Annotated in this window: 17 protein-coding genes; 15 read left to right on the forward strand and 2 right to left on the reverse strand. The window is 42.6% G+C overall.

The window, feature by feature from the left end; all coding sequences use genetic code 11:
- Nucleotides 1-103: 103 nt before the first annotated feature.
- The 9 genes from NSP_RS03885 (at nucleotide 104) to NSP_RS03925 (ending at nucleotide 11,155) form a co-directional block, all read left to right on the forward strand.
- Entirely contained in the window at nucleotides 104-679 is a 576-nt protein-coding gene (locus NSP_RS03885; RefSeq protein ID WP_006195801.1) for a type II secretion system protein, read from the forward strand.
- A 79-nt stretch (nucleotides 680-758) separates the two neighbouring features.
- Complete coding sequence (locus tag NSP_RS03890; RefSeq protein WP_006195800.1) at nucleotides 759-1,412, forward strand: TIGR04282 family arsenosugar biosynthesis glycosyltransferase; 654 nt, start codon at nucleotides 759-761, stop codon at nucleotides 1,410-1,412.
- 284 nt (nucleotides 1,413-1,696) lie between these two features.
- The gene (hpsJ-B, locus tag NSP_RS03895) at nucleotides 1,697-2,536 is read left to right on the forward strand and encodes a hormogonium polysaccharide biosynthesis protein HpsJ (protein ID WP_006195798.1); all 840 of its coding nucleotides are present in this window, start codon (nucleotides 1,697-1,699) and stop codon (nucleotides 2,534-2,536) included.
- Nucleotides 2,537-2,963: 427 nt separating this feature from the next.
- Nucleotides 2,964-3,848 (forward strand): glycosyltransferase family 2 protein, encoded by an 885-nt coding sequence (locus NSP_RS03900; protein WP_006195797.1) that lies wholly within the window; start codon nucleotides 2,964-2,966, stop codon nucleotides 3,846-3,848.
- A 420-nt stretch (nucleotides 3,849-4,268) separates the two neighbouring features.
- Nucleotides 4,269-5,045 (forward strand): DUF502 domain-containing protein, encoded by a 777-nt coding sequence (locus NSP_RS03905; RefSeq protein ID WP_006195796.1) that lies wholly within the window; start codon nucleotides 4,269-4,271, stop codon nucleotides 5,043-5,045.
- A gap of 189 nt (nucleotides 5,046-5,234) precedes the next feature.
- Entirely contained in the window at nucleotides 5,235-6,473 is a 1,239-nt protein-coding gene (locus tag NSP_RS03910) for an RNA-guided endonuclease InsQ/TnpB family protein (protein ID WP_006195795.1), read from the forward strand.
- A gap of 106 nt (nucleotides 6,474-6,579) precedes the next feature.
- A complete protein-coding gene (gene nusB / locus NSP_RS03915; RefSeq protein WP_006195794.1) occupies nucleotides 6,580-7,209 on the forward strand; it encodes a transcription antitermination factor NusB in 630 nt (209 codons plus the stop codon).
- 190 nt (nucleotides 7,210-7,399) lie between these two features.
- Entirely contained in the window at nucleotides 7,400-9,061 is a 1,662-nt protein-coding gene (gene ftsY, locus NSP_RS03920; RefSeq protein ID WP_006195793.1) for a signal recognition particle-docking protein FtsY, read from the forward strand.
- A gap of 723 nt (nucleotides 9,062-9,784) precedes the next feature.
- Nucleotides 9,785-11,155: a PP2C family protein-serine/threonine phosphatase gene (locus NSP_RS03925; protein ID WP_044482726.1), complete on the forward strand. Its 1,371-nt coding sequence runs from the start codon at nucleotides 9,785-9,787 to the stop codon at nucleotides 11,153-11,155.
- 93 nt (nucleotides 11,156-11,248) lie between these two features.
- Here the strand turns inward: NSP_RS03925 and NSP_RS03930 are convergent, their stop codons facing one another.
- Nucleotides 11,249-13,450 carry an HAD-IIB family hydrolase gene (locus tag NSP_RS03930; RefSeq protein WP_006195791.1) on the reverse strand — a complete coding sequence of 734 codons (2,202 nt, stop codon included), beginning with the start codon at nucleotides 13,448-13,450 and terminating at the stop codon, nucleotides 11,249-11,251.
- Between the two features lie 552 nt (nucleotides 13,451-14,002).
- Here NSP_RS03930 and NSP_RS03935 point away from each other — a divergent pair.
- The 3 genes from NSP_RS03935 (at nucleotide 14,003) to NSP_RS03945 (ending at nucleotide 18,548) form a co-directional block, all read left to right on the forward strand.
- A complete protein-coding gene (locus NSP_RS03935) occupies nucleotides 14,003-15,844 on the forward strand; it encodes an aspartate kinase (RefSeq protein WP_006195790.1) in 1,842 nt (613 codons plus the stop codon).
- A 213-nt stretch (nucleotides 15,845-16,057) separates the two neighbouring features.
- Nucleotides 16,058-18,073 carry a serine/threonine-protein kinase gene (locus tag NSP_RS03940; protein WP_006195789.1) on the forward strand — a complete coding sequence of 672 codons (2,016 nt, stop codon included), beginning with the start codon at nucleotides 16,058-16,060 and terminating at the stop codon, nucleotides 18,071-18,073.
- 190 nt (nucleotides 18,074-18,263) lie between these two features.
- The gene (locus tag NSP_RS03945; RefSeq protein WP_017803814.1) at nucleotides 18,264-18,548 is read left to right on the forward strand and encodes a tetratricopeptide repeat protein; all 285 of its coding nucleotides are present in this window, start codon (nucleotides 18,264-18,266) and stop codon (nucleotides 18,546-18,548) included.
- Nucleotides 18,549-18,703: 155 nt separating this feature from the next.
- Here NSP_RS03945 and NSP_RS03950 read toward each other — a convergent pair whose 3' ends face one another.
- Nucleotides 18,704-19,450 carry a Uma2 family endonuclease gene (locus NSP_RS03950; protein ID WP_006198187.1) on the reverse strand — a complete coding sequence of 249 codons (747 nt, stop codon included), beginning with the start codon at nucleotides 19,448-19,450 and terminating at the stop codon, nucleotides 18,704-18,706.
- A gap of 155 nt (nucleotides 19,451-19,605) precedes the next feature.
- Here NSP_RS03950 and smc point away from each other — a divergent pair, with 155 nt between their 5' ends.
- The 3 genes from smc to NSP_RS03965 all read left to right on the forward strand — a co-directional run bounded on the left by smc (nucleotide 19,606) and on the right by NSP_RS03965 (nucleotide 25,193).
- Complete coding sequence (gene smc / locus NSP_RS03955) at nucleotides 19,606-23,226, forward strand: chromosome segregation protein SMC (protein WP_006198188.1); 3,621 nt, start codon at nucleotides 19,606-19,608, stop codon at nucleotides 23,224-23,226.
- Between the two features lie 58 nt (nucleotides 23,227-23,284).
- Nucleotides 23,285-24,274: a PRC-barrel domain-containing protein gene (locus tag NSP_RS03960; RefSeq protein ID WP_006198189.1), complete on the forward strand. Its 990-nt coding sequence runs from the start codon at nucleotides 23,285-23,287 to the stop codon at nucleotides 24,272-24,274.
- Nucleotides 24,275-24,482: 208 nt separating this feature from the next.
- Complete coding sequence (locus NSP_RS03965) at nucleotides 24,483-25,193, forward strand: TIGR04283 family arsenosugar biosynthesis glycosyltransferase (protein ID WP_006198190.1); 711 nt, start codon at nucleotides 24,483-24,485, stop codon at nucleotides 25,191-25,193.
- The last annotated feature ends 3 nt before the right edge of the window (nucleotides 25,194-25,196 follow it).

A 25,196-nucleotide genomic window follows, 5' to 3' on the forward strand; every position in this document is an offset into this window, starting at 1 on the left:
GGAAAATTTAAATATCACGAGTAGTTTTTTAGTCTTGAGCTTTCCTCATTTAACTTGATGATGAGGACGGGCAAGATGCCCATCCCACAATATAGTAATAACAATGAAGGTATATAAAAATTCAGATAATTACTTTAAAAGTAGAAAATATTGCCATGCCAACTTGAGTGATGGTTTTACTCTGCTAGAAACATTAACCGTTATTTTGATGATAGGCATATTATCTGCGATCGCCGTACCTAGCTGGTTAGGTTTTGTCCAAACTCAAAGCCTCAACGCTGGGCAAAGTCAAGTATACAGTGCTATGCGCCAAGCCCAACGCCAAGCTAAAAAAGAAAAATTAACTTTTCAAGCTAGCTTTCGGGAACAAAATGGTATTGTTCAATGGGCGGTTCATCGTGATACAGTTAACCCATCTGATGCTAACTGGAACAATTTAAACTCGAATATCTGCCTTGATCCTGAAACCACCTTGCAACTCTCAAATGGTGTCAGACGAATTAAATTTGATTATACAGGTAATGTGAAACAACCACCCCTAGGAAGGATTACCCTATCTACCCTATCTACAACGTGCGGTGGTAAAGTCAAGCGTTGCGTGATTGTTTCGACAATTTTAGGAGCAATGCGAACTGCAAAAGAGCAAAGTAAGATGAAAGACAATAAGTATTGCTATTAACTGCTACACAGTTTCAAAGTAAATAAATCTTGTGGAGAGGGCAAAGATGCCCACCTAGTACCTAACTCAAAGTTATACTGTGCTGAAAATATTAGAAATTGCTCAACAGCACTTAATTATTTTTACTCGCTACCCAGAACCAGGTAAGACCAAAACCCGACTCATCCCCGCCTTGGGTACTGTAGGCGCTGCCAATTTACAACGGCAGATGACAGAGGATACCATATTTCAGGTTCAAGAATTGCAGAAAACCACGGCGATATCTTGGGAAGTGCGATTTGCCGGCGGTAACTTGCAACTCATGCAAGATTGGCTGGGGTCAGATTTAGTCTACCACACTCAAGGAGACGGTGATCTAGGTGCGCGGATGGAGCGATCGCTTGCTCATGCCTTTGAATTTGGTGCAGAACAAGTAATCATCATTGGTATAGACTGTCCTGGGATAAATGCTGATATACTTACCCAAGCCTTTGAGGTACTAAAAACTTGTGATCTCACACTCGGACCAGCCATTGACGGCGGTTATTACTTGATTGGTTTGTGTCGGCTGACTCCAGAATTATTCGTTAACATCGATTGGGGAACTTCTCAAGTATTACAGCAATCTGTGGATATTGCACAAAAGCTGAAAATGTCACTTGGGTATTTACCTCCTTTAGCTGATGTAGATACTCCAGAGGATTTACCGATTTGGGAACAGAGTCTCAAGTATAAAAACAGAACTATGAGGTAAACAAATTCCATGTATCTCTTTGTCTGTTCTTCATATTCTTTGACTGCTGACTCTTACCCTAGACTCGTAGCTTGGATTACCTAGTGTTTTCTGAAGACAGTCACCAAAACAAATGTTACCTTGATGCTGACAGTTGAAGAAATGCCATCTAAGTATATACTTGCCTAATACTTTTGTAGAACAGGTAGGTAGAGAAAAGAAGTTTCATACAACAGTTATAGGAACAATATTCAAGTTACTTTAAATAGGATAATCACTCTGATACACCAAAAATTTGAAAAACTATGACTAATCGTTTTGCTTCTGGGAACGCTGCACTGACAGTGAAAGTAGTGGGGATAATTTTAATTTTGTCCTTTTTACTAGACTTTTTAATCCTGATATTCCCCTTCCAACCAACGGATCGGCTATGGCAAATCAATTTAGCCACCGCATTAGTAGACAGAGGTATAGTGCCTTTAGTGGGTATAGGAATGCTATTCGTGGGTTATTGGATTGATGGTGTTAATGATAGCGATCGCCAAAAATCTTTAGATATCAGATTTCCCGTCCTGGTACTCTCTAGCATCTTAGGGTTAATGTTCTTGCTAATTTTTCCTTTGCACTTGAATAATGTCCGACAAGCTAGCACTCAAAACGTCGAGCAAATCGGACAAGATGCCGAACAGGCAGAAAATCAACTGCAAAGTCAGCTACCCCAATTGCAAGCCCAAATCAACAGCGAGCAAGGAAAAGCTCAATTAGAACAGATCCGAAAGCAAGCCAGAAACCAGTTTACCGAGGTACTGAAAAACGAGGAATCATACCAGCAAGCACTAAACAACCCTCAAATTCCCGCAGCCCAAAAAGAATTACTCCAGAGATTTAAAGAAAATCCCGAAGAACTGGATAAATTTATCGCCCAGCAAACAGATCCTCAAGCACAGGTAACTCAAAGAGTCACCCAAATTCGCCAACGTCGCGAAGCGGCTGAAAAACAAGCTAAAGAAAGCGCTTGGAAGTCGGGAATGCGAATTGGTATTAGTAGTTTGCTCTTATCCATTGGTTATATGATCATTGGCTGGACAGGTTTACGAAGCATGGGTGTTTTACAAGGTAGTAAACGGAAAGTAGCCGCACGCTAGTTCACCATCAATGGGTTAGCAAAAATTATTAAAGGCAGGACTTTAGTCCTCTGGTGTCTGTTGTGTTAGAGCCTCGGTCAGCCTCTTTGAGAGAGCCTAAGTGATAGTACAACAAATATACTGAGAAAATGTTTCTCAACTCGTAAACTTGATCGAATAACCCCGCTTCCATTCCTCACCCCCACCCCTAGCGTATGCTCTCCTAAAAGGGGACGAAAAGTAACAAATTTGGGGGGTCTAGGGGTGCAATACCTTTCGGTTAAGGGATGTAGAGACGTTCCATGGAACGTCTCTACAATGGTTTTCGGCTCAGGAATTTGCTTAACCGAACAGTATTGTCTAGGGGTGAGGTTTGCTAATTAATGTGAATTATAATACTTTTTCAATATCCTCTTAGCAATTAATAAATTCCTTGAAAAACTCAGAAATGTTTTCAATTTACATACTGACATATAACGAAGAGCTAGATATTGCTGCTTGTATCGAGTCCGCAATGCTATCTGATGACATTATTGTTGTAGACTCATGCAGTAGCGATCGCACCGTAGAAATTGCCAATCGCTATCCTGTTCGCACCATCCAACACGCCTTTGAAAGCCACGGACTGCAACGCACCTGGATGTTAGAATCTATTCCCCCCAAATATGAGTGGGTATACATTCTCGAAGCCGATGAACGCATGACACCAGAACTGTTTGCCGAATGTGTACAAGCCACTAAAAACCCCGACTATATAGGCTACTACGTCGCCGAGCGTGTGATGTTCATGAATCATTGGATTCGCCACAGCACCCAATATCCCCGCTATCAAATGCGTCTGTTCCGCCACGGTCAAGTTTGGTTTACAGATTATGGTCATACTGAACGGGAAGTATGTAACGGCGCTACCAGCTTCATCAAAGAAACATATCCTCACTACACTTGTAGCAAGGGTTTAAGCCGTTGGATTGAAAAACATAACCGTTATTCTACAGACGAAGCCAGAGAAACATTGTACCAAATAGAACAAGGTGAAGTCAACTGGCAAGATTTATTTCTCGGCAAAACAGAAATCGAAAGAAGACGCGCCTTAAAAGATTTATCTTTACGCTTACCCGCCAGACCATTTCTGCGCTTTCTGTATATGTATTTTATTTTGGGCGGTTGCCTAGACGGACGCGCCGGCATAGCTTGGTGTACATTGCAGGCGTTTTACGAATACCTGATTTTGCTCAAAGCCTGGGAAATGAAAAATATGCCTACACCCAGTTTAGACATGGGCATATCTCACGGTGAAGATCACAAAGCCCAAGCCCATAATACTGTTTCTTAACTCTCAGGTCTCAAGACAGGCGCGATGCTTGCTCGAATAATAAGTTAAGATATTTAACTCAATTTTCACAAAAATAACTCCTGCTAAGTGACAACTTGAAAACCTGATGAGAATCCGCCTCTAGTGGTAGTGTATTACTATAAGAATTCTCAGCAGCTTTTAATTGCGCGCGGTAAGATGAGTAATATGTCAGAGATTTGCAACAAACGTTTACAACTCTGACAAAGAAAAGTAACATCCTCAAAGTCAAATCAGCCATGATCTTGGTTGGTAAGTGTCTATATGTACCCGGCTAGTAAAATAGAATTTTTCTAGCAATAAGTGTATATTTTTATAGCATTAGCTCAGATGCTTACAATGTTAGGCAGTTGCTTTGAGTATAAAATATGACAAGCAATGTCTTCGCAATTTGACAAGTATATGAATACCAATAACAAAAGTTCCAGTAACCTACAACAGGAGAATAGGGACTTGGGAATTAATCAAATCAAACAAGATTTAAAGAATGACCTGATTGCTGGTTTATTGGTAGTAATTCCCTTAGCAACAACTATTTGGCTAACTATTACTATCGCTAATTGGGTAATCAACTTTCTCACCAAAATTCCCAAACAACTCAATCCCTTTGACGGACTCCAACCTATACTAGTAAATATACTGAATCTAGCCGTGGGACTAGCCGTGCCTCTATTAAGCATTCTTTTAATAGGGTTGATGGCTCGGAATATTGCTGGGCGTTGGTTATTAGATTTTGGTGAGCGAGTATTACAGGCAATTCCCTTAGCTGGGCAGGTATACAAAACCCTGAAACAGCTTTTAGGAACCCTACTCAAAGATTCCAGCAACAAATTTCGCCGGGTGATTTTAGTAGAGTATCCCAGAAAAGGCATATGGGCGATCGCCTTCGTCACCGGAACCATGAGTAACGACATTCAAGCTCATCTACCCCGTCCCATGCTCAGTATTTTCATTCCCAGTACCCCCAACCCCACCACAGGATGGTATGCCATCGTTCCAGAGGATGAAGTAGTAAACCTATCAATGCCCATAGAAGATGCCTTTAAAGTCTTAGTTTCTGGCGGTATCATCGCTCAAAACACGCCCCTAGCGCCCCTAGCGATGTCCAAAGAGCAAAACCTAGAAGCAGCACCCTTAGACGAAACTTCAAATCAATCCGGCAAACTTACCAGTAAATAGATAGTATTGTAAAACTTCGCCGAATATATAGACAAATATCTCCATCTATTATCATTCATCACAGTGAAACCAGCTAATAGATGGGGATAGAGCAAATCTCAATCCAGATAATTAACATAAATTCATTAAGCCAAGTACCGACAAATGTTAGTATATGTAATCATGCATTTAATTTTTGGCAGCTAGTCTATGCAGTTGGTCGAACGGCATATAATTCAACGAAATCATCCCCACTATCAAGAGATTGATCAGTTATGTTTTGCTGCTAAAAACCTCTACAATTATGCTAACTTCCACATCCGCCAAAGTTTTATTCTGACTCAAAAATATCTAGACTACAATTGTTTAGCTAAACAATTAAAATCTACAGAAGCATATCAAGCTTTACCCGCCAAAGTCGCCCAACAAGTATTATTAGGATTACATCGCAACTGGGTAAGTTTTTTTGCCGCAATTCAAGTATATACAGAAAATAAAAGCAAGTTTTTAGGCAGACCAAAATTACCCAAATATAAACACAAAGACAAAGGCAGACATTTATTAGTTTACACAGCCCAGTCTGTGAGTAAACCCAAAATGAAAGCTGGTGTAATTCATCTGTCAAAAACACAAATTGACATTCCAACCAAAGTAGAGTATGTACATCTAAATCAGGTGAGAATTGTCCCAAAAATTGACCATTATGTGCTAGAAGCTGTGTATGAAAAAGAGGAATTAGATGATGATTTAGACTCTCATGCTATAGCAGCGATTGATTTAGGCATAGATAACCTAGCTACCTTAACATCTAACCAGCCTGGGTTTTTACCAGTTCTGGTTTCGGGGAGAATTATCAAATCAATTAATCGTTATTACAATCAAAGAAAAGCTAAATTACAATCTTTACTACCAAGTCATCAAAAGACATCTCAACAACTGCAAAGTTTAACTAAAAAACGGAATTTTCGAGTTGATGATTATCTGCATAAAGCCAGTCGGTTAGTTATTGAGCTTTTAGTGAAGCAGGGGCTTGGCACTTTAGTAATTGGTCAAAGTCCACTGTGGAAGCAAAATGCTAATTTGGGTAAACGAAATAATCAAAACTTTGTTTGTATTCCGCATCATCGATTTGTACAGCAGTTGATTTATAAAGCGAAATTAGTGGGGATAAAGGTATTGGTTTCTGAGGAGTCTTACACCAGTGTGGCTTCTTTTTTAGACCAAGATATGATTCCTACCTATGGAAAAGCTGACGCGAAAGAAGTTAAATTTAGTGGTCGAAGAATCAGAACTAAGCTTTATAAAGCAGGTAATGGTAAACTGATTCACGCTGATGTCAATGGTAGTTTGAATATCTTACGTAAAGTAGTCCCGACAGCATTTAGTCTAGGGATAGGGGGCGTTGTAGTTCGCGCTGTCGGGATTATTCCCGGTAAACAAATGGCATGAGATATTTGTTCATGCTTTTTGGAACTATGATTATCTGACTTTGCCATAATTGCTCCATTATTAACCTCCAATCATTAGTGCTTAGGCACTACTACAACTCACTGCCATGCAAGAACGAAAACCCCAGCAAATTGCTCGTGAATTGGCACTTTTAAGTCTCAGCCAGTTGCCAATTAACCCCAAAAAATTGACAGAAGAGCATCTGCCAAAATTAGTGCTAGCCACAGTCCGCACTCTGAGATCAGAAGTGCAAGATACTCTAGATAACGCCACCGGAGAACTGCAACGCAGTAACGAGCGCCTCTTAACTAGCCAAACTCGCGCCTCAGACCTCAATACCGCCAGAAACCTCCTCAAAGAGGCCATAGACTACACCCAAACAGCAATCAATCAACTCGGAGCCGCAGTTGAGTTCCCCGAATTGATTCAACTAGCAAATCAAGACAAGGAAGTGGGCAGATATGCCATCCAACTGGTCAAATTAGTCAACGAACATCGAGTTAGCATCGATGAAGAAATTTCCTCTGCCTTAGTAGATTGGCAAGTGACTCGCCTAGCCCAAATAGACAGAGATATTTTGCGAATCGCTGTGGGAGAAATGAGGTTTTTCAATTTGCCCGACAGAGTAGCTATTAACGAAGCGGTGGAACTAGCTAAACGTTACAGTGGAGATGAAGGACATCGGTTTATTAATGGTGTTCTGCGCCGAGTTACAGAACAAAAAGCAGTCGTGTAGGATTTCGTATCCTGATTTTCTGATGGTTGTGGGCAGAAGCCAGTTTTTGAGGTGTTTTCCCCCTCTTAAGCAAACTGGCTTTGAAAGGTGAGGATAATCGGCAGGTTAATACCCCAGTCAAGAGCTACGGGTTCAATTAAACTTTTAACTAATAACTAATAATTCAAACTCACAAATACCCATAGCTGCAATGGTTTTTAATTGGTTCCGCCGTAAATATAACGATTCCTCTGATACTCCACCTGAACAAAAACCCGAAGAAACTCCTTCAGCACCAGAAACCCAACCAGAGCCAGCTGTAACTCCCACCCCCACGGCTGACACTACACCAGATTCAACGGCAGATTTATTGGCTTTTGCTAAATCTGCCTATAAGAATATCCAGCAAAAACAACAAACTCCAGAAGTAGAAACTGCTGCTGATGCAGTGGAAGTGGAAACACCACCAGAAACATCCGAAGCTGTAGAAACCGTTGCTGATGCAGTGGAAGTGGCAGCACCATCAGAAACACCCGAAGCTGTAGAAACTGCTGCTGATGCAGTGGAAGTGGAAACACCATCAGAAACACCCGAAGTGCTAGAAACCGTTGCTGCTACGGAAATAGAAACCGAGCCATCTACAGTAAGTGAAGTCACGCCCACAGCACCAGCAGAGGCAGTTGAGCAGCCAGAGACTACACCTACTGAAGCAGCGCCGAGTAATTTATCATTTTTAGAACGGGCGGCGGCAGAAAGGCAAGCCAAGCAAGAACGGCTGATAGCCAATGCGATTGAAGTCCCAGAACCCGAAGTATTACAACCAGTAGCGACTACAACAGAAACAGCCGAAGACATTGCCGGATTAGCTTTTGATGAAGGTTTTGTCTGGTCAGCAGAAGTATTGGCGGCTCAAGGTAGGCGACCAGAAGATGTTTCTATTGAGGAAATTACTTGGCTGAAAAAGCTCCGCCAAGGGTTAGGTAAAACCCGTCGTAATATCCTCAACCAACTCAAGGCAATTGTGGGGCAGGGGCCGCTAAATCAAGCGGCTGTGGACGAAATAGAAACCGCACTACTGCAAGCTGATGTGGGTGTAGAAGCTACTGATTACATTATTAGTGCGCTACAGAAAAAACTCTTAGCAGAAGTTACCCCGCCAGAGGAGGCGATCGCCTACCTGAAACAAATCCTGCGGGATATGTTAGATGCACCACTGCAAAAAGCCGAAAGTCTTAGCTTTACCCCAGAAAAAGAAACCTTGAATATTTGGTTAATTACTGGGGTGAATGGTGCTGGGAAAACCACCACTATCGGCAAAATCTCCCACCTCGCCCAAAAATCCGGTTATAAATGCTTAATTGGGGCAGCAGATACCTTCCGGGCTGCGGCAGTGGAACAGGTGAAGGTTTGGGGCAACAGAAGCGGTGTAGAAGTCATTGCCAATCCTGGGAAAAATACAGACCCCGCCGCCGTCGTCTTTGATGCGATCGCCGCCGCCCAAGCAAGAGAAACTGAATTACTCTTAGTAGATACCGCCGGGCGACTGCAAAATAAGAAAAACTTAATGGACGAACTTGCCAAAATACGCCGGATTATTGACAAAAAAGCCCCTAATGCCAAAATAGAATCCCTACTGGTTTTAGATGCCACTCTAGGGCAAAATGGATTGCGCCAAGCTGAAGTTTTTGCCCAAGCCGCCCAACTCAGTGGCGTAGTCTTAACCAAGCTCGATGGCACAGCCAAGGGAGGTGTAGCTCTAGCCGTTGTGCAGCAGCTAGGTTTGCCCATTCGCTTTATTGGCGCTGGCGAAGGTATGGAAGATTTGCGTCCTTTTTCTAGCTACGAGTTTGTGGAAGCGCTCTTGAGTGGCTAGTGGAGAATTTTTTAGTTAAGATTTTTTTGGGTATACCTTAGCCGTATTACTTCTGTTAAGGTGGATGAAAAATTCACTTTTATTCACCTGATTTGCTTGGTGTCTTGGTGTCTTAGTGGTTAAGCTCATTGATTTTTGCACCACCAAGACCCAAAGACACACAGAATATCTGGCTGCTACAGACCCAATTCAACACAGATGTAGACGCGAAATTCGCCTTGCCGTAGGCTACACGGATGATTTTTAACAGTTTTAGGAGAAAATCCGCAAAGGTGACAAAATTATTTTGTTGACCAGGTACTTTTTTAGGTCTAAAGATGTATGATTTGCTAATCAAGTTCTGGAAAAATAAAAGGCTTTATCGGTAATGACAGAATTTACGGATTTTTACCTAATGATTTTTCACTAAAAATACATCCAAATTGAGCCAGAGATATCATACGCAAATACAATACTTATCTCCAGCTATGTCTTACGTCTTTTTACTCTTGCTAAAGTCATAACTCTTGTCCCAATATAATTGAGCAATTCCCCGGCAACTTACTTTATTTATAAGTAATCTCAACTCTATCTAAGTAGGTGGGTAGGGAAAAACCAAACTATATTACGACTCGTAAACACCCATGAAACCCTTACCAATAACCAATGACAAAGGACAAATGACGACCCCCGCCAGTTAACTTTATTTACGCCCACCTACTTATATCAAGTGCAATAATACCTTTGCCTGTGTCTCAACTGCCCTCTCAACCCACTGATAGTAATAGTAGTGCTGCGACGGATGTCACACCAGTCGTGGCACTCAAAGAACTCGTGGCACGGCTGCGCCGAGAACAGAATAAAATCCCAGATTTACTCAGTTCTTTAGGATTTGCCCTGAGAAGCTTCAATAATTTGAACCAGTTTTTGGAGCTGATCCCGCTCATGGCTACCAGAGTCACAGATGCAGATGGTAGTGCTTTGTTTCTGCATAAACCTAACGGTCAAATTAAGTTAGAGCAACTACATTGGCAGGATAGCCGCCAGCGCAAGAACATCCGCAAAGCCCTAGAAACTGCTACTAGTCAAATCACACTGTTGTCGAATACGTCTGGTTTATCAACAGCGACGGGGATTTTGGATGCTCAAATGCATCGCTACTTGGGGCCAGATGTGCAAATCTTTGGCACAGCAATTTTGGTGAAGCATACGGAACGGGGGTGGCTTTATGTCCTCAGCCGTGACCCTGAATATAGCTGGACGGAAACCAGACAAAAGTTAGTCAGATTGGTAGCGGACCAAACGGCTGTAGCCATTGAAAACGACGAGCTAGCCGTAGAACTGCGAAAAAAAGAACGCCTAGATCAAGAATTAGAAATTGGCGCAGAAATTCAACGGCGACTCCTACCACGTCAATGTCCGATGATTCCGGGTGCAAGTCTCGCTGCACGTTGTAAACCTGCTAATCGTGTCGGTGGAGATTACTACGATTTTATCCCCACTAATAGCAAAACTGCCCAGGAAAACGGGCGTTGGGGTTTGGTAATTGGCGATGTGATGGGTAAAGGTGTGCCAGCCGGACTAATTATGACGATGATGCGGGGAATGCTGCGCGGAGAGGTATTGCATGGTAATTCGCCATGTATAATTCTGCAAAATTTGAATCGCGTTATGTATGCGGATTTAGAAAATTCCCACCGCTTTGTGACCCTGTTTTACTCAGAATATAATCCCTTTAATCGAGTTTTATCTTATAGTAATGCGGCACACAATCCGCCCTTGTGGTGGCACGCCGCCACGAAAACTATTACCCGTTTAGATACTTTGGGAATGCTGATTGGTTTAGATGCCAATAGCCAATACGAAGATGCTCAGGCACAGTTAGAACCTGGGGATACAGTAATTTATTATACAGATGGTTTGACTGATGCGGCCGCTGCCAGTGGCGATCGCTTCGACGAAGAAAATTTTGTTGCGGCCTTTAGCGCCGCTTGCAGGTATTACAGTGGACCACAGGAAATTGTGGATTATCTTTTTGACCAAGTTTTGCAATTTATCGGTGCTGAAAAGCAAAACACCGATGATATGACATTAGTTGTCCTCAAAATTGATTGACATTTACCACAAATCATGTATTGGAGTACATGAGCGGGCAAAGATGCCCACTCCACCAGAAAATTGGGGATAATTTTTTGATTTGTGAGTTTCTTAGACTGCGGTCATTTCCGGTTCTGTATGAGACAGAGTACCAAAAAAGTCATAGCGGTCTAGTGCTTCCAAGATTCCCCAAGCATAATGTCCTTCGGAAAAGTAAATTTGTGGATAACCGCGTAACTTTTCCAGTTCGGCGCTGTAATTACCCACAACCACACCTAGTGTATTCCCAGACAGCATTGATTCATCATTACCAGATGCACCTGCTACTAAGAATCGTTTAATAGGTAATCCCCACTTCAAAGCACAATAACGAATCGCATCACCTTTAGAAGCGCGGATAGGTAACAAATCAAGATACATATTATGGCTGTAAATTCCTTTGACATGGAGTCTACGCCGTCGCAGGTGTCGCATGATTTCCTTAAAGCTTAAAGATTTAGCTTCATCAATAAAATAGCTGAGTTTAAACTTACCTTGAGCTTCCGGGGGTTGTAGTCCGACTCCGGGTAGTTCCTCCATTGCTTGACGAATAGCTTCAGCATTCCAATGGTAACTAATGTGTCTTTGCCAATTGCTATCCGGCACTACCTGGGGTCCATAATAGATTTCACTACCTGCGGAAACAATCAGCAAATCTGGTCTGGGGAAATGCCATTCTTCTAACATCTGCAAAGAACTTTCCAAATTGCGCCCGGTAGCAATTCCCACTCCAGTTGATTGGCCTTCGTTATGTAGTCGCGAAATCAGTTTATGCAGAGCTTCTTGGTCGCCTAACAGAGTATTATCGATTTCGCAAACCAGAAAACGATCTGCGGTTGGTAAGCGGTTTTGGTCGGGAATATTCCAATCAGGTAAGTCAGTTGCTAAGGCTTTTGCTAGAGGACTCAGTACAGATTTAACTCGTCGTTGCGGTAACTGCTTCACCTGTTCGAGATAACGTTCTACATGACTAGACCAAGAGAAATTTTCTCGAACTCGATCTAATCCATTTTTAGACCAAGTTTCCCATTGTTCCTTATCTGTGAGCGCTGTTCGCAGACCATCCTGAATCTGTTTAATATCTAGAGGATCAATCAACATCCCATTTTCGCAAACCTCCAGGATATCTCGCGGACCACCATCGGAAGTGGCAATAATTGGCACACCACAGGCTGTCGCTTCAATTAAAGTTAGACCAAATGGCTCAGTTAATGCGGGATTGATAAAAACGCCCCGTGTTTTCGCCAACAATCGATACAGGTCAGCGACCTCATCGGAACGGTGGTGTTTGGGGTAAGCGACGTATCCGTAAAGGTCGTAGCGGTCGATTAACTGGAAAATTTCTGTCAGTACGTGGCGTGGTCCTGATTCCATCGTGGTGATGTCATCTCGATTGCCTAAAATCAGGACTAAATTCGCTAAATGACGCAATTCTGGATCTTCACCATAGGCTTTGACCAGAGTAGCTACATTTTTGCGAATAGCTGGACGGGAAAGCGCCATAATCATGGGCTTTTCGGGATTATTGAGAAATCTCTTTAAATCTTGATAAATGGGTGGTTCTTGCCAATTTTCGGGAACCGGGTAAAACTCTTTGAGTGCTACCCCAGGAGGAATGACAACCATTCTTTTTGGTTGATAGTGGTCGTAAATACCGTACTGCTGTGTCACCTCTTGATGGGTACTGGCGATGACTAATGCTGCACTGGCCAGAGTGGCTTCCTCGGCTTCAATGCGTGTACTAATGTGATAAGTGCTTTCAATGGTTTCCTTTTTAGTGCCATGCTCTAAAAGTCGTTGTTGTTTCACACGTCCCAGAGAGTGACCAGTATGCACAAGTGGTACACCTAACCAACCAGCAACCCGACAACCCACATATCCAGCATCGGCGTAATGGCTATGAATCACATGGGGTAATTTTCCTACTTGGCGCAGGTGCTTGAGTAATTCATCGGCAAAATTATCTAAATGCGGCCAGAGAACTTCTTTGCGGAGATAACGACGTGGCCCGCAGTTAACACGAATAATTTGGGCTTTGTCACTTAGAATTTCTACTGGTTGAGCATAATCGGAACTAACTTTGGGATCATTAACTAAACGGGTTACCAGGTCTACTCGTTCTACTTGTGGATTTGCTGCTAAGGCTTGAGCCAATTCTACAGCATATTTAATTTGTCCACCCGTGTCTGCATCTCGTCCTAATTCTAAATTTTTACCACGAATTAAGCCGTGAACACTGACTAGTAGAATATACAATCCTGGGCTATTTGACATTTTGCATTCCTCAATTTTACTGTATTACAGCCCGGGAACAGCTTCTCATACACTTGGCTGTTGTCCGCTACAGATTTAGTAAAAAAAATTATGCTGATGTTTAAATATTATAAAACAGATGTGCCTATTTATCACAATATATGTCAAAGGAGTGACAGTCAGGCATGATCAAGCCCAGGAATCATCTCAAAAATTGCAGCGTCTCTGGAGTTATAGGAAGTTTGGTTTTATGTCTGCGGCAGATGATGATTAAATCGGTGATTTTTTGATCTGACAAAAATGCCACATTCACATTGTATACATTCAAATTATTTCATCGCTCTGCTCACACAATATACTATAGTCTTACCTTTGCGATCGCACTCAGCAGACTGGAATTTTCAGTAATTTTTAGATACATTGTCCAAAAAGTCACCAAAAAACCTAAATTACAGGTTTTTTGTCGGCACTGATTCTGATATGAATAGACTAAACAACTGGCAATGCTTTCTTTTGGTTTCCCAAGTGACGGCGCATTGATGAAAGTAGGCAGCACTGATTTAATATAAACTTATGGCGCTCATAGTTCAAAAATACGGTGGTACATCTGTTGGTTCGGTAGAACGTATTCAAGCTGTTGCACAGCGTGTTTACAAAACTGTTAAGGCGGGAAACTCTGTAGTGGTAGTGGTTTCCGCTATGGGTAAAACCACTGATGGTTTGGTGAAAATAGCTCAGGAAATTTCTCAACATCCCAACCGCCGGGAAATGGATATGCTGCTTTCCACTGGTGAGCAAGTGACTATTGCTTTAGTCAGTATGGCTTTGCAAGAAATCGGACAGCCAGCAATCTCTATGACTGGCGCTCAAGTCGGAATTGTTACCGAAGCTGAACACACCCGCGCCCGGATTTTGCATATTGAAACCCAACGGCTGAATTATCATATTGCTCAAGGTAAAGTGGTTGTAGTGGCTGGATTTCAGGGGATATCTAGCCTGAGAGATATGGAAATTACGACTTTGGGGCGTGGGGGTTCCGACACTTCCGCCGTGGCGATCGCCGCCGCAATACAGGCAAACTTTTGTGAAATTTATACCGACGTACCAGGGATATTGACTACAGACCCCCGCTTGGTAGCCGAAGCCCAGTTAATGGACGAAATTACTTGTAATGAAATGCTGGAACTGGCGAGCTTGGGGGCAAAAGTGTTACATCCCCGTGCTGTGGAAATTGCCCGAAATTATGGTGTTCCCCTGGTAGTGAAATCTAGTTGGGGTGATGAACCTGGGACTTGGGTAATATCACCGAAACCCCAAGGGCGATCGCTTGTTAATTTAGAAATTGCTCGTCCTGTCGATAATGTAGATTTTGACACCGACCAAGCAAAAGTGGCATTGTTGCGTGTACCGGATAAACCAGGGGTAGCTGCGCGGTTATTTGGGGAAATATCTCGGCAAAATGTCGATGTAGATTTAATTATTCAGTCAATACATGAAGGTAATAGTAATGACATTGCCTTTACGGTAACAGCACCTATATTAAAACGCGCGGAAGCTGTAGCAGCAGCCATCGCCCCAGCATTGAGAAATCAATCTCACCCGAATTCAGACGAAGCCGAGGTGATGGTAGAACAAAATATTGCCAAAGTCAGCATCGCAGGGGCGGGAATGATTGGTCGTCCTGGGGTAGCGGCGAAAATGTTCGCCACCTTAGCCGAAGCGCAAGTCAATATTCAAATGATTTCCACCAGTGAAGTCAAAGTAAGTTGTGTAGTCGATGCGACCGAATGCGATCGCGCCGTAGCTGCACTTCGTCAAGCCTTTGAAATTGAAGCAGACAACGAACAAAAGGAAAATCCCACTCCCCACGGACCACGGACCACTCCCCACGGACCACTCCCCACTCCCCCCCCTGTCCGTGGTGTCGCCCTAGATATGAACCAAGCACGTCTTGCAATTCGTCAAGTCCCAGATCGGCCGGGAATGGCGGCGAAATTGTTCGGACTATTAGCACAGCACAATGTCAGCGTTGACATGATTATTCAATCACAGCGCTGTCGCATGGTGGAAGGTGTTCCCAAACGAGATATTGCTTTTACCGTCTCGCGGATAGATGGGGAAAGTACACAGCAAATGTTGACTCAAGTAGCGTCTGAGTTAGGATGGGGTGAAGTTGTCTTAGATAATGCGATCGCTAAGGTAAGTATCGTTGGGGCTGGGATGGTAGGACAACCAGGTATTGCGGCTAAAATGTTTGAGGCTTTAGCCCACAACCACATCAATATTCAAATGATTGCTACCTCAGAAATTAAAATTAGCTGCGTCGTCGCACAAGAAGAAGGTGTGAAAGCTTTACAAGTGATTCACGCCGCTTTTGGGTTAGCTGGTAGCGAAAAATTTGTCATTCCAGTTTAATTTGTCATTTGTTATTGGTCATTGATTATCTGCCCAACTCCTCAGTGATTCAGATTACAATTCTGTTAACTAACATGACAATAGATATACATCTGGTGCAAATCAAATATGTGTGATCACAGAATCCTTGTAGAGACATTTCATGGAGCGTCTCTACATTCTTTCCCACCAGATGTCTAATAAAACAGTACAAGTGGAATCACTGGGGAATTTATGAATGGTCAAATTTTGGATGAACGTTATCAAATTGTCAAAGTTCTGAATGTGGAGGAGGTTGTACAAACCTATTTAGTTGAAGATGCTATGCTTCCGGGTAGCCAATTGGTCATAAAGCAGCTACATCCTGGTAGTGATAATCTCCAAGATTTAACAATTCGGCGAGAGTTATTTGCAGATGAGGCAAAAAAGTTAAAGCAGTTAGGAGAGTTACACGAACAAATCCAAAATTTAGTCAATTATTTTGCAGAGAATCAAGAATTTTATCTAGTTCAAGAATATATTATTGGTCATAACTTAACCTCAGAATTTTTTCGGGGAATACCTCTAGAAGAATCACAGGTAATTAGTGTTTTATCGGAAGTATTAGAAATTTTAGCATTTGTTCATAGTCGGGGAGTGATTCACCAGAACATTAAACCAGCAAATATCATTCGTCGAGATTCAGATAAAAAGTTGGTTTTGGTTGACTTTGGGGCTGTTCAAGAAGTTGTGACTACTATTGTGGGTAATCTGGAATATGTACCAGTGGAACAATTGCGCGGTCAACCCCATTATAACAGCGATATATATGCTTTGGGCATAGTTGCGATCGCCGCACTTATCGGTTTACCAGTTCAGGAAATCTCTCGATTACAACATCAGAAAAATCTACTCACAGGCGAAATTATTTGGCGGAACAAGAATGTAAACGTCAGTAAAGAATTAGCAAAAATTCTTGATAAGATGGTATGCTTTAATTACCACAAGCGTTACCAGTCTGTAACTCAAGTTTTAAACGATATACAGCAGGTGAAAAGTCATAAATTTACTCAGGAAAAACAGCATCAACCAAAACTTTGGTTAATTTTAGCCGGGATAGCTACTTTTATCGTAATTGTCACAGCAACCTGGTTTTTTCAATCAACACGAAATGTAGTTAATGAAGTTGATTTTGAGAAACTATATCAGGAAGGATTAAAAAAATATCAAGCCGGAAACTATCAAGCCGCAGTTGAGAATTTTACTCAGGCGATCGCCCTTGATTCCGAAAATGCTTCGGCTTACAATAAAAGAGGTAATGCCTTTTATCAGTTAGGAGACTATCAGCAAGCAAAGGCAGATACGACTAAAGCCATTGAATTAAATCCTCAAAATGCCAATGCTTATTATGATCGAGGATTTGCATTATATGAATTAGGCAAATACAAAGAAGCAATTTCTGATTACACCAAAGCAATTGAATTAAATTCTGGTAATGCTTACGCTTATTATGGCCGGGGTTTAGCCCTGGTGCAAATGCAGGAGAATAGAGACGCTAATGAAGATTTTAGCACAGCTATTAGACTGCAACCTAATTATATTGAAGCCTATTTACAACGGGGTATCCTTCGCCGTCGCCTCAAAATTTACAGAACAGCAAACCAAGATTTTGATGCTATAATTAAGATTAATCCTGATGATGCTAGACCTTATTATCAAAAAGGTTTAATCCAAGCTAGTAATAATCAAAAGTATGCAGCTATTAAGGAATATACTCAAGCAATTAACCGCAATCCTAATTATGCAGTAGCTTATCTCCGACGAGGTAATATGCATAGTGAATTGGGGTATAAATTGGAAGCTACCGAAGATTATAATCGAGTTTTACAGCTAAATCCGCAATGGGGCGCAGCTTATAATCACAGAGGTATTCATCGCCTTTCCTTTGGAGATTACCAAGGCGCAATTGCAGATCATACCAAAGCCATTGAACTCAATTCTCAGGATGCTGCGGCTTACAATAACCGTGGGAATGCTAATTATCAACAGGGAAATTATAAAGCTGCTAATGAAGATTACACTCAGGCGATCGCCATTAATTCTAAATACGGTTTAGCTTATTATAACAGAGGTGTAACTCGCGCGAAACAGGGAAATAGACAAGGTGCGATCGCGGATTTTCAACAAGCTATAAGACTCTTCCGAGAAAGTGGAGAAAGAAATAGTCTTAAAGATGCACAGAAAGAACTTAATTTATTACTAAATAGGTGAGAAATCAAACTACAAACCCAAAGATACCCGACTTCTTCAAGAAGTCGGGTATCTGATACTTTCGCTATTTGTAAAAGTCAATTTTTTTAAACGAACCGCCAAGTCGCCAAGGTCGCCAAGTGAAGAAGTTCAGAAATGATTTAAAACTGCTATATCTTAATTTTATTCCTAATTTTGCACTAATCCCAATATGGTTGAGCCAATAATTTCTTCCTTTTCTTTCTTCACTTGGCGTACTTGTCGTCATAAATTGGGAAATATCCAGAGTGCAATTGATGATTATACCCAAGCTATCAACATTGACCCCTATTTTGCTAAAGCTTACCAGAATCGGGGGATTGCTCGCTCTGCATTAGGATATAAACAGGATGCAATTGATGATTTTGAAACTGCTGCAAATTTATCTAAAAAATCAGGGTATGAAACATCTTATCAAAAAGCTAGGAAGCAAATTAGCAAGCTTAAAAGTACCTGATATCACTTTTAACTAAGAACTCAAAGATCCCCGACTTCTTCAAGAAGTCGGGGATCTGATCCTCTCGCATTTATAAAAGTCATTTTTTTAAACGAACCGCCAAGTACGCAAAGTACACAAAGAGAAGAAAAATCAGAAACAATAACTAATCATCATTACTCTAAATCAGGTTCTACACCCAAAGCCCGCAATTGTTCTATTAACCGTTCTTTTTGTCGCCTTTCTTGTGCTGTGCGTTCCCTTTCCGCTTCCGTGGGAGTCAAAACCCAATTACCTGTACTATCATACCAACGTAACCAAGGCTGCTGAATATTATGATAACTTCCTTCCCAAACTCCTAAACCTAACTCTATTTCTGGAATCCAAAAACGGGAATCTGATAAAATAACTTCCGCATAACGACCGCCATCTAATTTAAACATTTTAAATTCATATTTATAACGGTCAAAAATAGCATAATAAGGAATCCTTAAAATCTTTTCATAGACTTCCCATTTTGTCGGCGGTTTTGCTACATCTCGCCAAGTCTGTCCTAAATCTTCCTTCTCCGTTCCAGGTGAGAGTAATTCCACAATAATAAACGGACTAATTCCCTCTTGCCAAACCACATAACTCAGACGTAAATCACCATTTTTATAAAGCGGCGAAACATCCACAGCCACAAACCAATCTGGTCTTTTGTACCATGTCGGATGATGGGGGTCATAATAAAGATTCATATCACTAGCAGTAAATATCTTGTCGCTAGGATAACTAGGCGAGTTAAAACTTTCGTCTAACAAACGCGGTTGTAATAAATGAAAATGATCAGGCAAACCAGGTTCCTTTGGATCTTCACTCATGAGATCATACATTGTGGGTAAAACTTCTTGGGGAGAAAGGGGCGGATCAGTTTGATACATTAGAAAACAGTCCTGTCGAAGTCCTCCCTCTATTATGAAACCTCTGTGTCCTCTGCGCCTCTGCGGTTCGATAAAATTCTTCTCCACTGTTGCGAAACATTAATTAATTGTTACACTTGTCTTTCATTAGCCATCAGCCCAGATAAACAGCGCCTATGGTACACGTCAAGCGCGTGGAACTTACCAACTTCAAATCCTTCGGTGGTACTACCTCAGTCCCTCTCCTACCGGGGTTTACTGTCATTTCTGGGCCGAATGGTTCCGGTAAATCTAATATTCTCGATGCTTTGCTGTTTTGCTTGGGGCTTTCTAGTTCTAAGGGAATGCGGGCGGATAGATTACCGGATTTGGTAAATAATAATCAAACTTCTAGGGGACGGGCTTCGATTGAGGCTAGCGTGACGGTGACTTTTGATTTGTCGGGGGAGGATGTGTCACGCAGAGGCGCAGAGGCGCGGAGGGAAGAGGAAGAGGAGGAATTTCCCCAGTCCCCACTCCCTACTCCCGACTCCCCTCTTGAATGGAGTGTGACTCGGCGGTTACGGGTGACTCATCATGGGAGTTATACGTCGAATTATTATATGAATGGTTTGGCTTGTACTCTGACGGAGTTACATGAGGAGTTGAATAATCTCCGCATTTATCCAGAGGGGTATAATGTTGTGCTGCAAGGGGATGTTACTAGCATTATCTCGATGAATGCTAAGGAACGTCGCGAAATTATTGATGAGTTGGCTGGGGTTTCGGCTTACGATCGCAAGATTATTCAAGCGAAAAAAACTCTGGATGAGGTGAAGGATAAGGAGGATAGTTGTCGGATTATTGAGACGGAGTTGACTACTCAGCGCGATCGCTTGTCTCAGGATCGGGCGAAGGCGGAAAAGTATCAAAAACTGCGGACGGAATTTTTGGCTAAACAGTCTTGGGAGGCGGTTCTTTCTTGGCGATCGCTTCAAGCACAACAAGAAAAATTAATTGGCGAAATTCAAGCAGGCGATCGCACTTCTACTGAATTAATTTCTCAACTCACAACTCTCAATTCTGCAATTTCTCAGAAAAGCGCTGAATTAGAAGAACTCAATGCCCGTGTCAAGGCTTTGGGTGAAGAGGAACTTTTGGCGGTACAATCAACTCTGGCGACTCAGGAAGCGGAACGGAAACAACTCCAACGCCGACAAGCTGAGTTAAATACGGCTATTCAGGAAACTGTGAAGCGGTTGGCGCAAACTCAGCAGGAAGTTCAACAATATCAGCATTCTTTAACGGAATTTGCCCAAACTCAGGTTTTAGAACAGCAATCTATTCTCTCCTGTCAGCAACAACGGGATGAAGCACAACAAGCTTTAGATGCTTCTCGCGCCGCCGCAGCTGAAATCGCCACCGCTTCGGAAGCTTGGGTACAGCAACAAACGGCTTTCAATCGTCAAATTGAAGCTTTACTGCAAACTCTGGAACCCCAGCGTACTGAACAAGCCCAACTCCGGGAACGCCATCATCAGTTACAGCAACTGATTACTGAACAAACTCAGTTAATTGCGACTTTAGAACCAGAATTAGCCGCTAAACAAACTGAATGTAATCGTCTGGAAACGGAGTTTAACGCTTCTAGTGAACCCATCCAAAATTTAGCCGAAAATCTCTCAGCGACAGAACAAGAATTACAAATCCAACAGGAAACCCAAAAGCGACTTCTCCAAGAACAACGGGAAAAACAACGCCAGTTGGATAAAATTGAAGCCCAAGCCCAAGCCCAACAGGAAGTCCAGGGAACTCAAGCAAGTAAAGTTATATTACAATCTGGATTGCCGGGGCTTTGCGGTTTAGTTGTCCAGTTAGGTAAGGTGGATTCTCGCTATCAGTTAGCTTTGGAAATCGCTGCTGGTGGGCGTTTGGGGCATATTGTCGTGGAAGATGACAGTGTAGCCGCAGCCGGCATTGAATTACTGAAACAGAAACGCGCTGGGAGGGCAACTTTTTTACCTTTAACTAAGATTCGCGCTAGTAAGTTTACGCAGGATGCTACGTTGCGTTATGCGAACGGTTTTGTTGACTATGCGGTGAATTTAGTGGAGTGCGATCGCCGTTATCAAGATGTGTTTAGTTATGTATTCGGTAATACCGTAGTCTTTAGGAATATCCAAGAAGCGCGCCCCAATATCGGACTGTATCGCATTGTCACCTTAGACGGGGAATTGTTGGAAACAAGCGGCGCGATGACTGGGGGAAGTAGTAATCAGCGTTCATCCTTAAAGTTCGGTCAGGGGGAATCGGCGGAATCTCAGGAAGTTGTGGCTTTAAAGAGTCGCTTGGCAGATATTGAGCGCATTATAGAACGTTGTACCGAGGCGATCGCTACTTTATCAGCCAGAACCAAAGAACATACCCAAGCCCTCACAGAAGCTAGACAGGGGCGGCGAGAACAGCAGTTACAGTTGTCACAGTTGCAAAAGGATATTCAGGGTTTGACAGCGCAATTGGAGGGGACGCGATCGCAACTTACCCAAAACAGCGAAAAAATTACTGTCGCCCAATCCCGGTTATCAGTTTTAGATCGGGAATTACTAGGACAAGAAAGTGAATTGCAACAATTGCGACAAGCTTTAGCCGAGTTAGAAGACTCTCAAACCCCTAGTGAATGGCAAGAAATCCAAGTAACTATTAAAAGCAAAGAGCAACAATTGCAACAACGAGAGGGAGAATTAAGGGATGCCCAGCAAAGATTAAAAAATTTGGAAATTCAGCAACTGCGATCGCAAGAGAAAATCCAAGAAGCCCAAACCAAGATTCACCAATATCACGAACAGCAAAGCAGCCAACAAAATCAACTCAACACCCTGCAAAATCAGAATTTTGAACTCAACGCTCAAATCAGCGAAATACAGGCGAATCTGAGTCAAATGGAGCAGAATCTGGGGGCAGAAAAGCAAAAACGCGACGCAACAGAACAGGAAGTGCGATCGCAACTTCTCAAACAACAACAACTGCAATGGGAAATCCAAAAACTCCAAGAAACCCAAGAAAAGCGGCGAGAAGAGTTGACAACCTTGCAAAACCAACTGCGAGAAACTGGCGCAGAATTACCCAATCCTTTGCCAGAAGTCCCCGATAAAGTAGATTTAGAGGAATTGCAAAAAGAACTGCGAAGCCTAGCCAAACGCTTACAGGCGATGGAACCTGTGAATATGTTGGCTTTGGAAGAATATGAACGCACCCAAAACCGTCTCCAGGAACTAACGGAAAAATTGCAAACCCTAGAAGCAGAACGCACCGAATTACTTTTACGCATTGAAAACTTTACCACCTTGCGGCAACGGGCTTTTAAAGAAGCCTTCGATGCTGTCAACGAAAACTTTCAATCGATTTTCGCTATTCTTTCCGACGGTGACGGCTATTTACAATTAGAAAATCCTGAAGATATCTTTAACAGTGGACTAAATTTAGTCGCCCACCCCAAAGGTAAACCAGTACAGCGTTTAGCTTCCATGTCCGGGGGTGAAAAATCACTCACAGCCTTGAGTTTTATCTTTGCTCTACAACGTTACCGCCCCTCGCCATTTTATGCTTTTGACGAAGTAGATATGTTTTTAGATGGGGCAAACGTCGAGCGATTAGCTAGAATGATTAAACAAGAAGCCCAACAAGCACAATTTATAGTTGTGAGTTTGCGTCGTCCGATGATAGAATCAGCCGAGCGCACCATTGGCGTTACTCAAGCACGAGGAGCTTATACTCAAGTTCTGGGTATTAAATTAAAATCATCCCATACATCTGCTTGAGTTTTTGTTAATAATAGTGTATAGATAAACCGGATTCGAGATCAGGACTCGGTATAGAATGACCTCTGAACAGATAATTAGGCGTTCCGACATATTAAACACCCAGGTGATTACTCGCGACAACGGCAAACGGCTCGGTGTCGTCAATCAGCTTTGGGTTGATATCGATCAAAGAGAGGTTGTGGCACTTGGTTTACGAGACAGCCTGATCTCTATTTCGAGTTTGCCACGATATATGTACCTCAGCACCATCAACCAAATTGGTGATGTAATTCTAGTTGATAACGAAGATGCTATTGAAGACATCGAAGTTGAAACATTAAGTAACCTGATTAACTGGGAAGTAATCACAGAAACAGGTGAAGTATTAGGCAGGGTGAGGGGTTTCAAATTCAATGGTGAAACTGGAAAAATTCTTTCTATAGTCATTGCCTCTTTAGGATTACCCCAAATTCCCGACCAATTTCTCAGCACCTACGAATTCTCAGTAGATGAAATCGTCAGCACTGGCCCCAGCAGGTTGATTGTCTTTGAAGGAGCCGAAGAACGAGTTAACCAGTTAACAGTGGGTGTGCTAGAGCGCTTAGGCATAGGTAAAGCACCGTGGGAGCGAGAAGCCGAAGAAGAATATGGCTATACTCCGCGCACAGTGTCACCAGCGAATCAGCTACCCAGTGGAGTCCCATTACAACCACCCAGAACTAAAGTCCGCGCTCCCGAACCCGTAGTTGAGGAAGAATGGACAGAAGACTATGTGGAAGAAGAAATCCCACAGCGTCAAGTCATGCGGGCGCGACAGTATGAACCCATAGAATACGAAGACGACGAGGAAGACAACTGGAGTGAAGCCAGTGGTAGGGATAGATATCAAGAAGCACCAGCCAGATATGAAGCCCAACCCCAGCCCTACAGCAAACCTTACGCCGACGACTACGACGACTACGACGATGTAGAAGGCGACGCATGGGAAGATGCACCAAAACCAGTCAACATTCCCAAGAAAATCAAAGAAAGGCAGCCAGAATACGAAGAAGAAGGCGGATATTAGGATAATTCGTGAACACGGATGAGACGGATTAACGGATTTCACGGATTTTAGCATCTGTTGCTATCACAAATAATCTCATCCGCGCCATACTTTAATCAGCCTTCATAATTCGTAGTTCGTAATTCGTAAACCCTCTTCCTATAATTCAAACGGAAGGGGGTATTTAATTTTCTAACTCCTCCTCCTCTCTGCGCCTCTGCGCCTCTGCGTGAGACAAATCCCAGTGCATAACACAATTTCGATTATTATCCCCACCTTCAACGAAGCGGCAAATATTGAGAATGCGATCGCATCCACACAACCCAGTACAAATGTAGAATTAATTGTGGTGGATGGTGGCTCACAAGATGACACTGTAAGCATAGCCAAATCATTAGGTGTCAAAATTATTTTATCTCCCCCTGGTCGTGCTAGTCAAATGAACGCCGGTGCTATGGCCGCAACTAGCGACATTCTCCTGTTTCTTCATGCCGATACCCGCTTACCTGCTGGCTTTGATAACATGGTTCGTAGCGCCCTACAACAGCCTCAAACAGTAGCTGGTGCGTTCACGTTGCGGATTGATGCCGACAATTGGGCTTTGCGATGGGTAGAAAAAGGAGTAAACTGGCGATCGCACTTTTATCAAATGCCCTACGGTGATCAAGCAATATTTTTAACCACAGAAATATTCCATAAAATTGGCAACTTTCCGAATTTGCCCATCATGGAAGACTTGGAACTCATCCGGCGTTTAAAACGTACTGGTAATATTACTATCATTCCTGTACCAGTTATCACCTCAGCCCGGAGATGGTTAAAAAAAGGCGTATTTCACACTACCCTTCTCAATCAAATAGTAATTATTGCTTATTTCCTCGGTGTTTCACCCGAACGCATTCGCAGCTGGTATCGTCGGGAAAAACTTCATAAATTTTAAGCC

This window comes from Nodularia spumigena CCY9414 (genome assembly GCF_000340565.2).
In the GTDB taxonomy this organism is placed as follows: domain Bacteria; phylum Cyanobacteriota; class Cyanobacteriia; order Cyanobacteriales; family Nostocaceae; genus Nodularia; species Nodularia spumigena.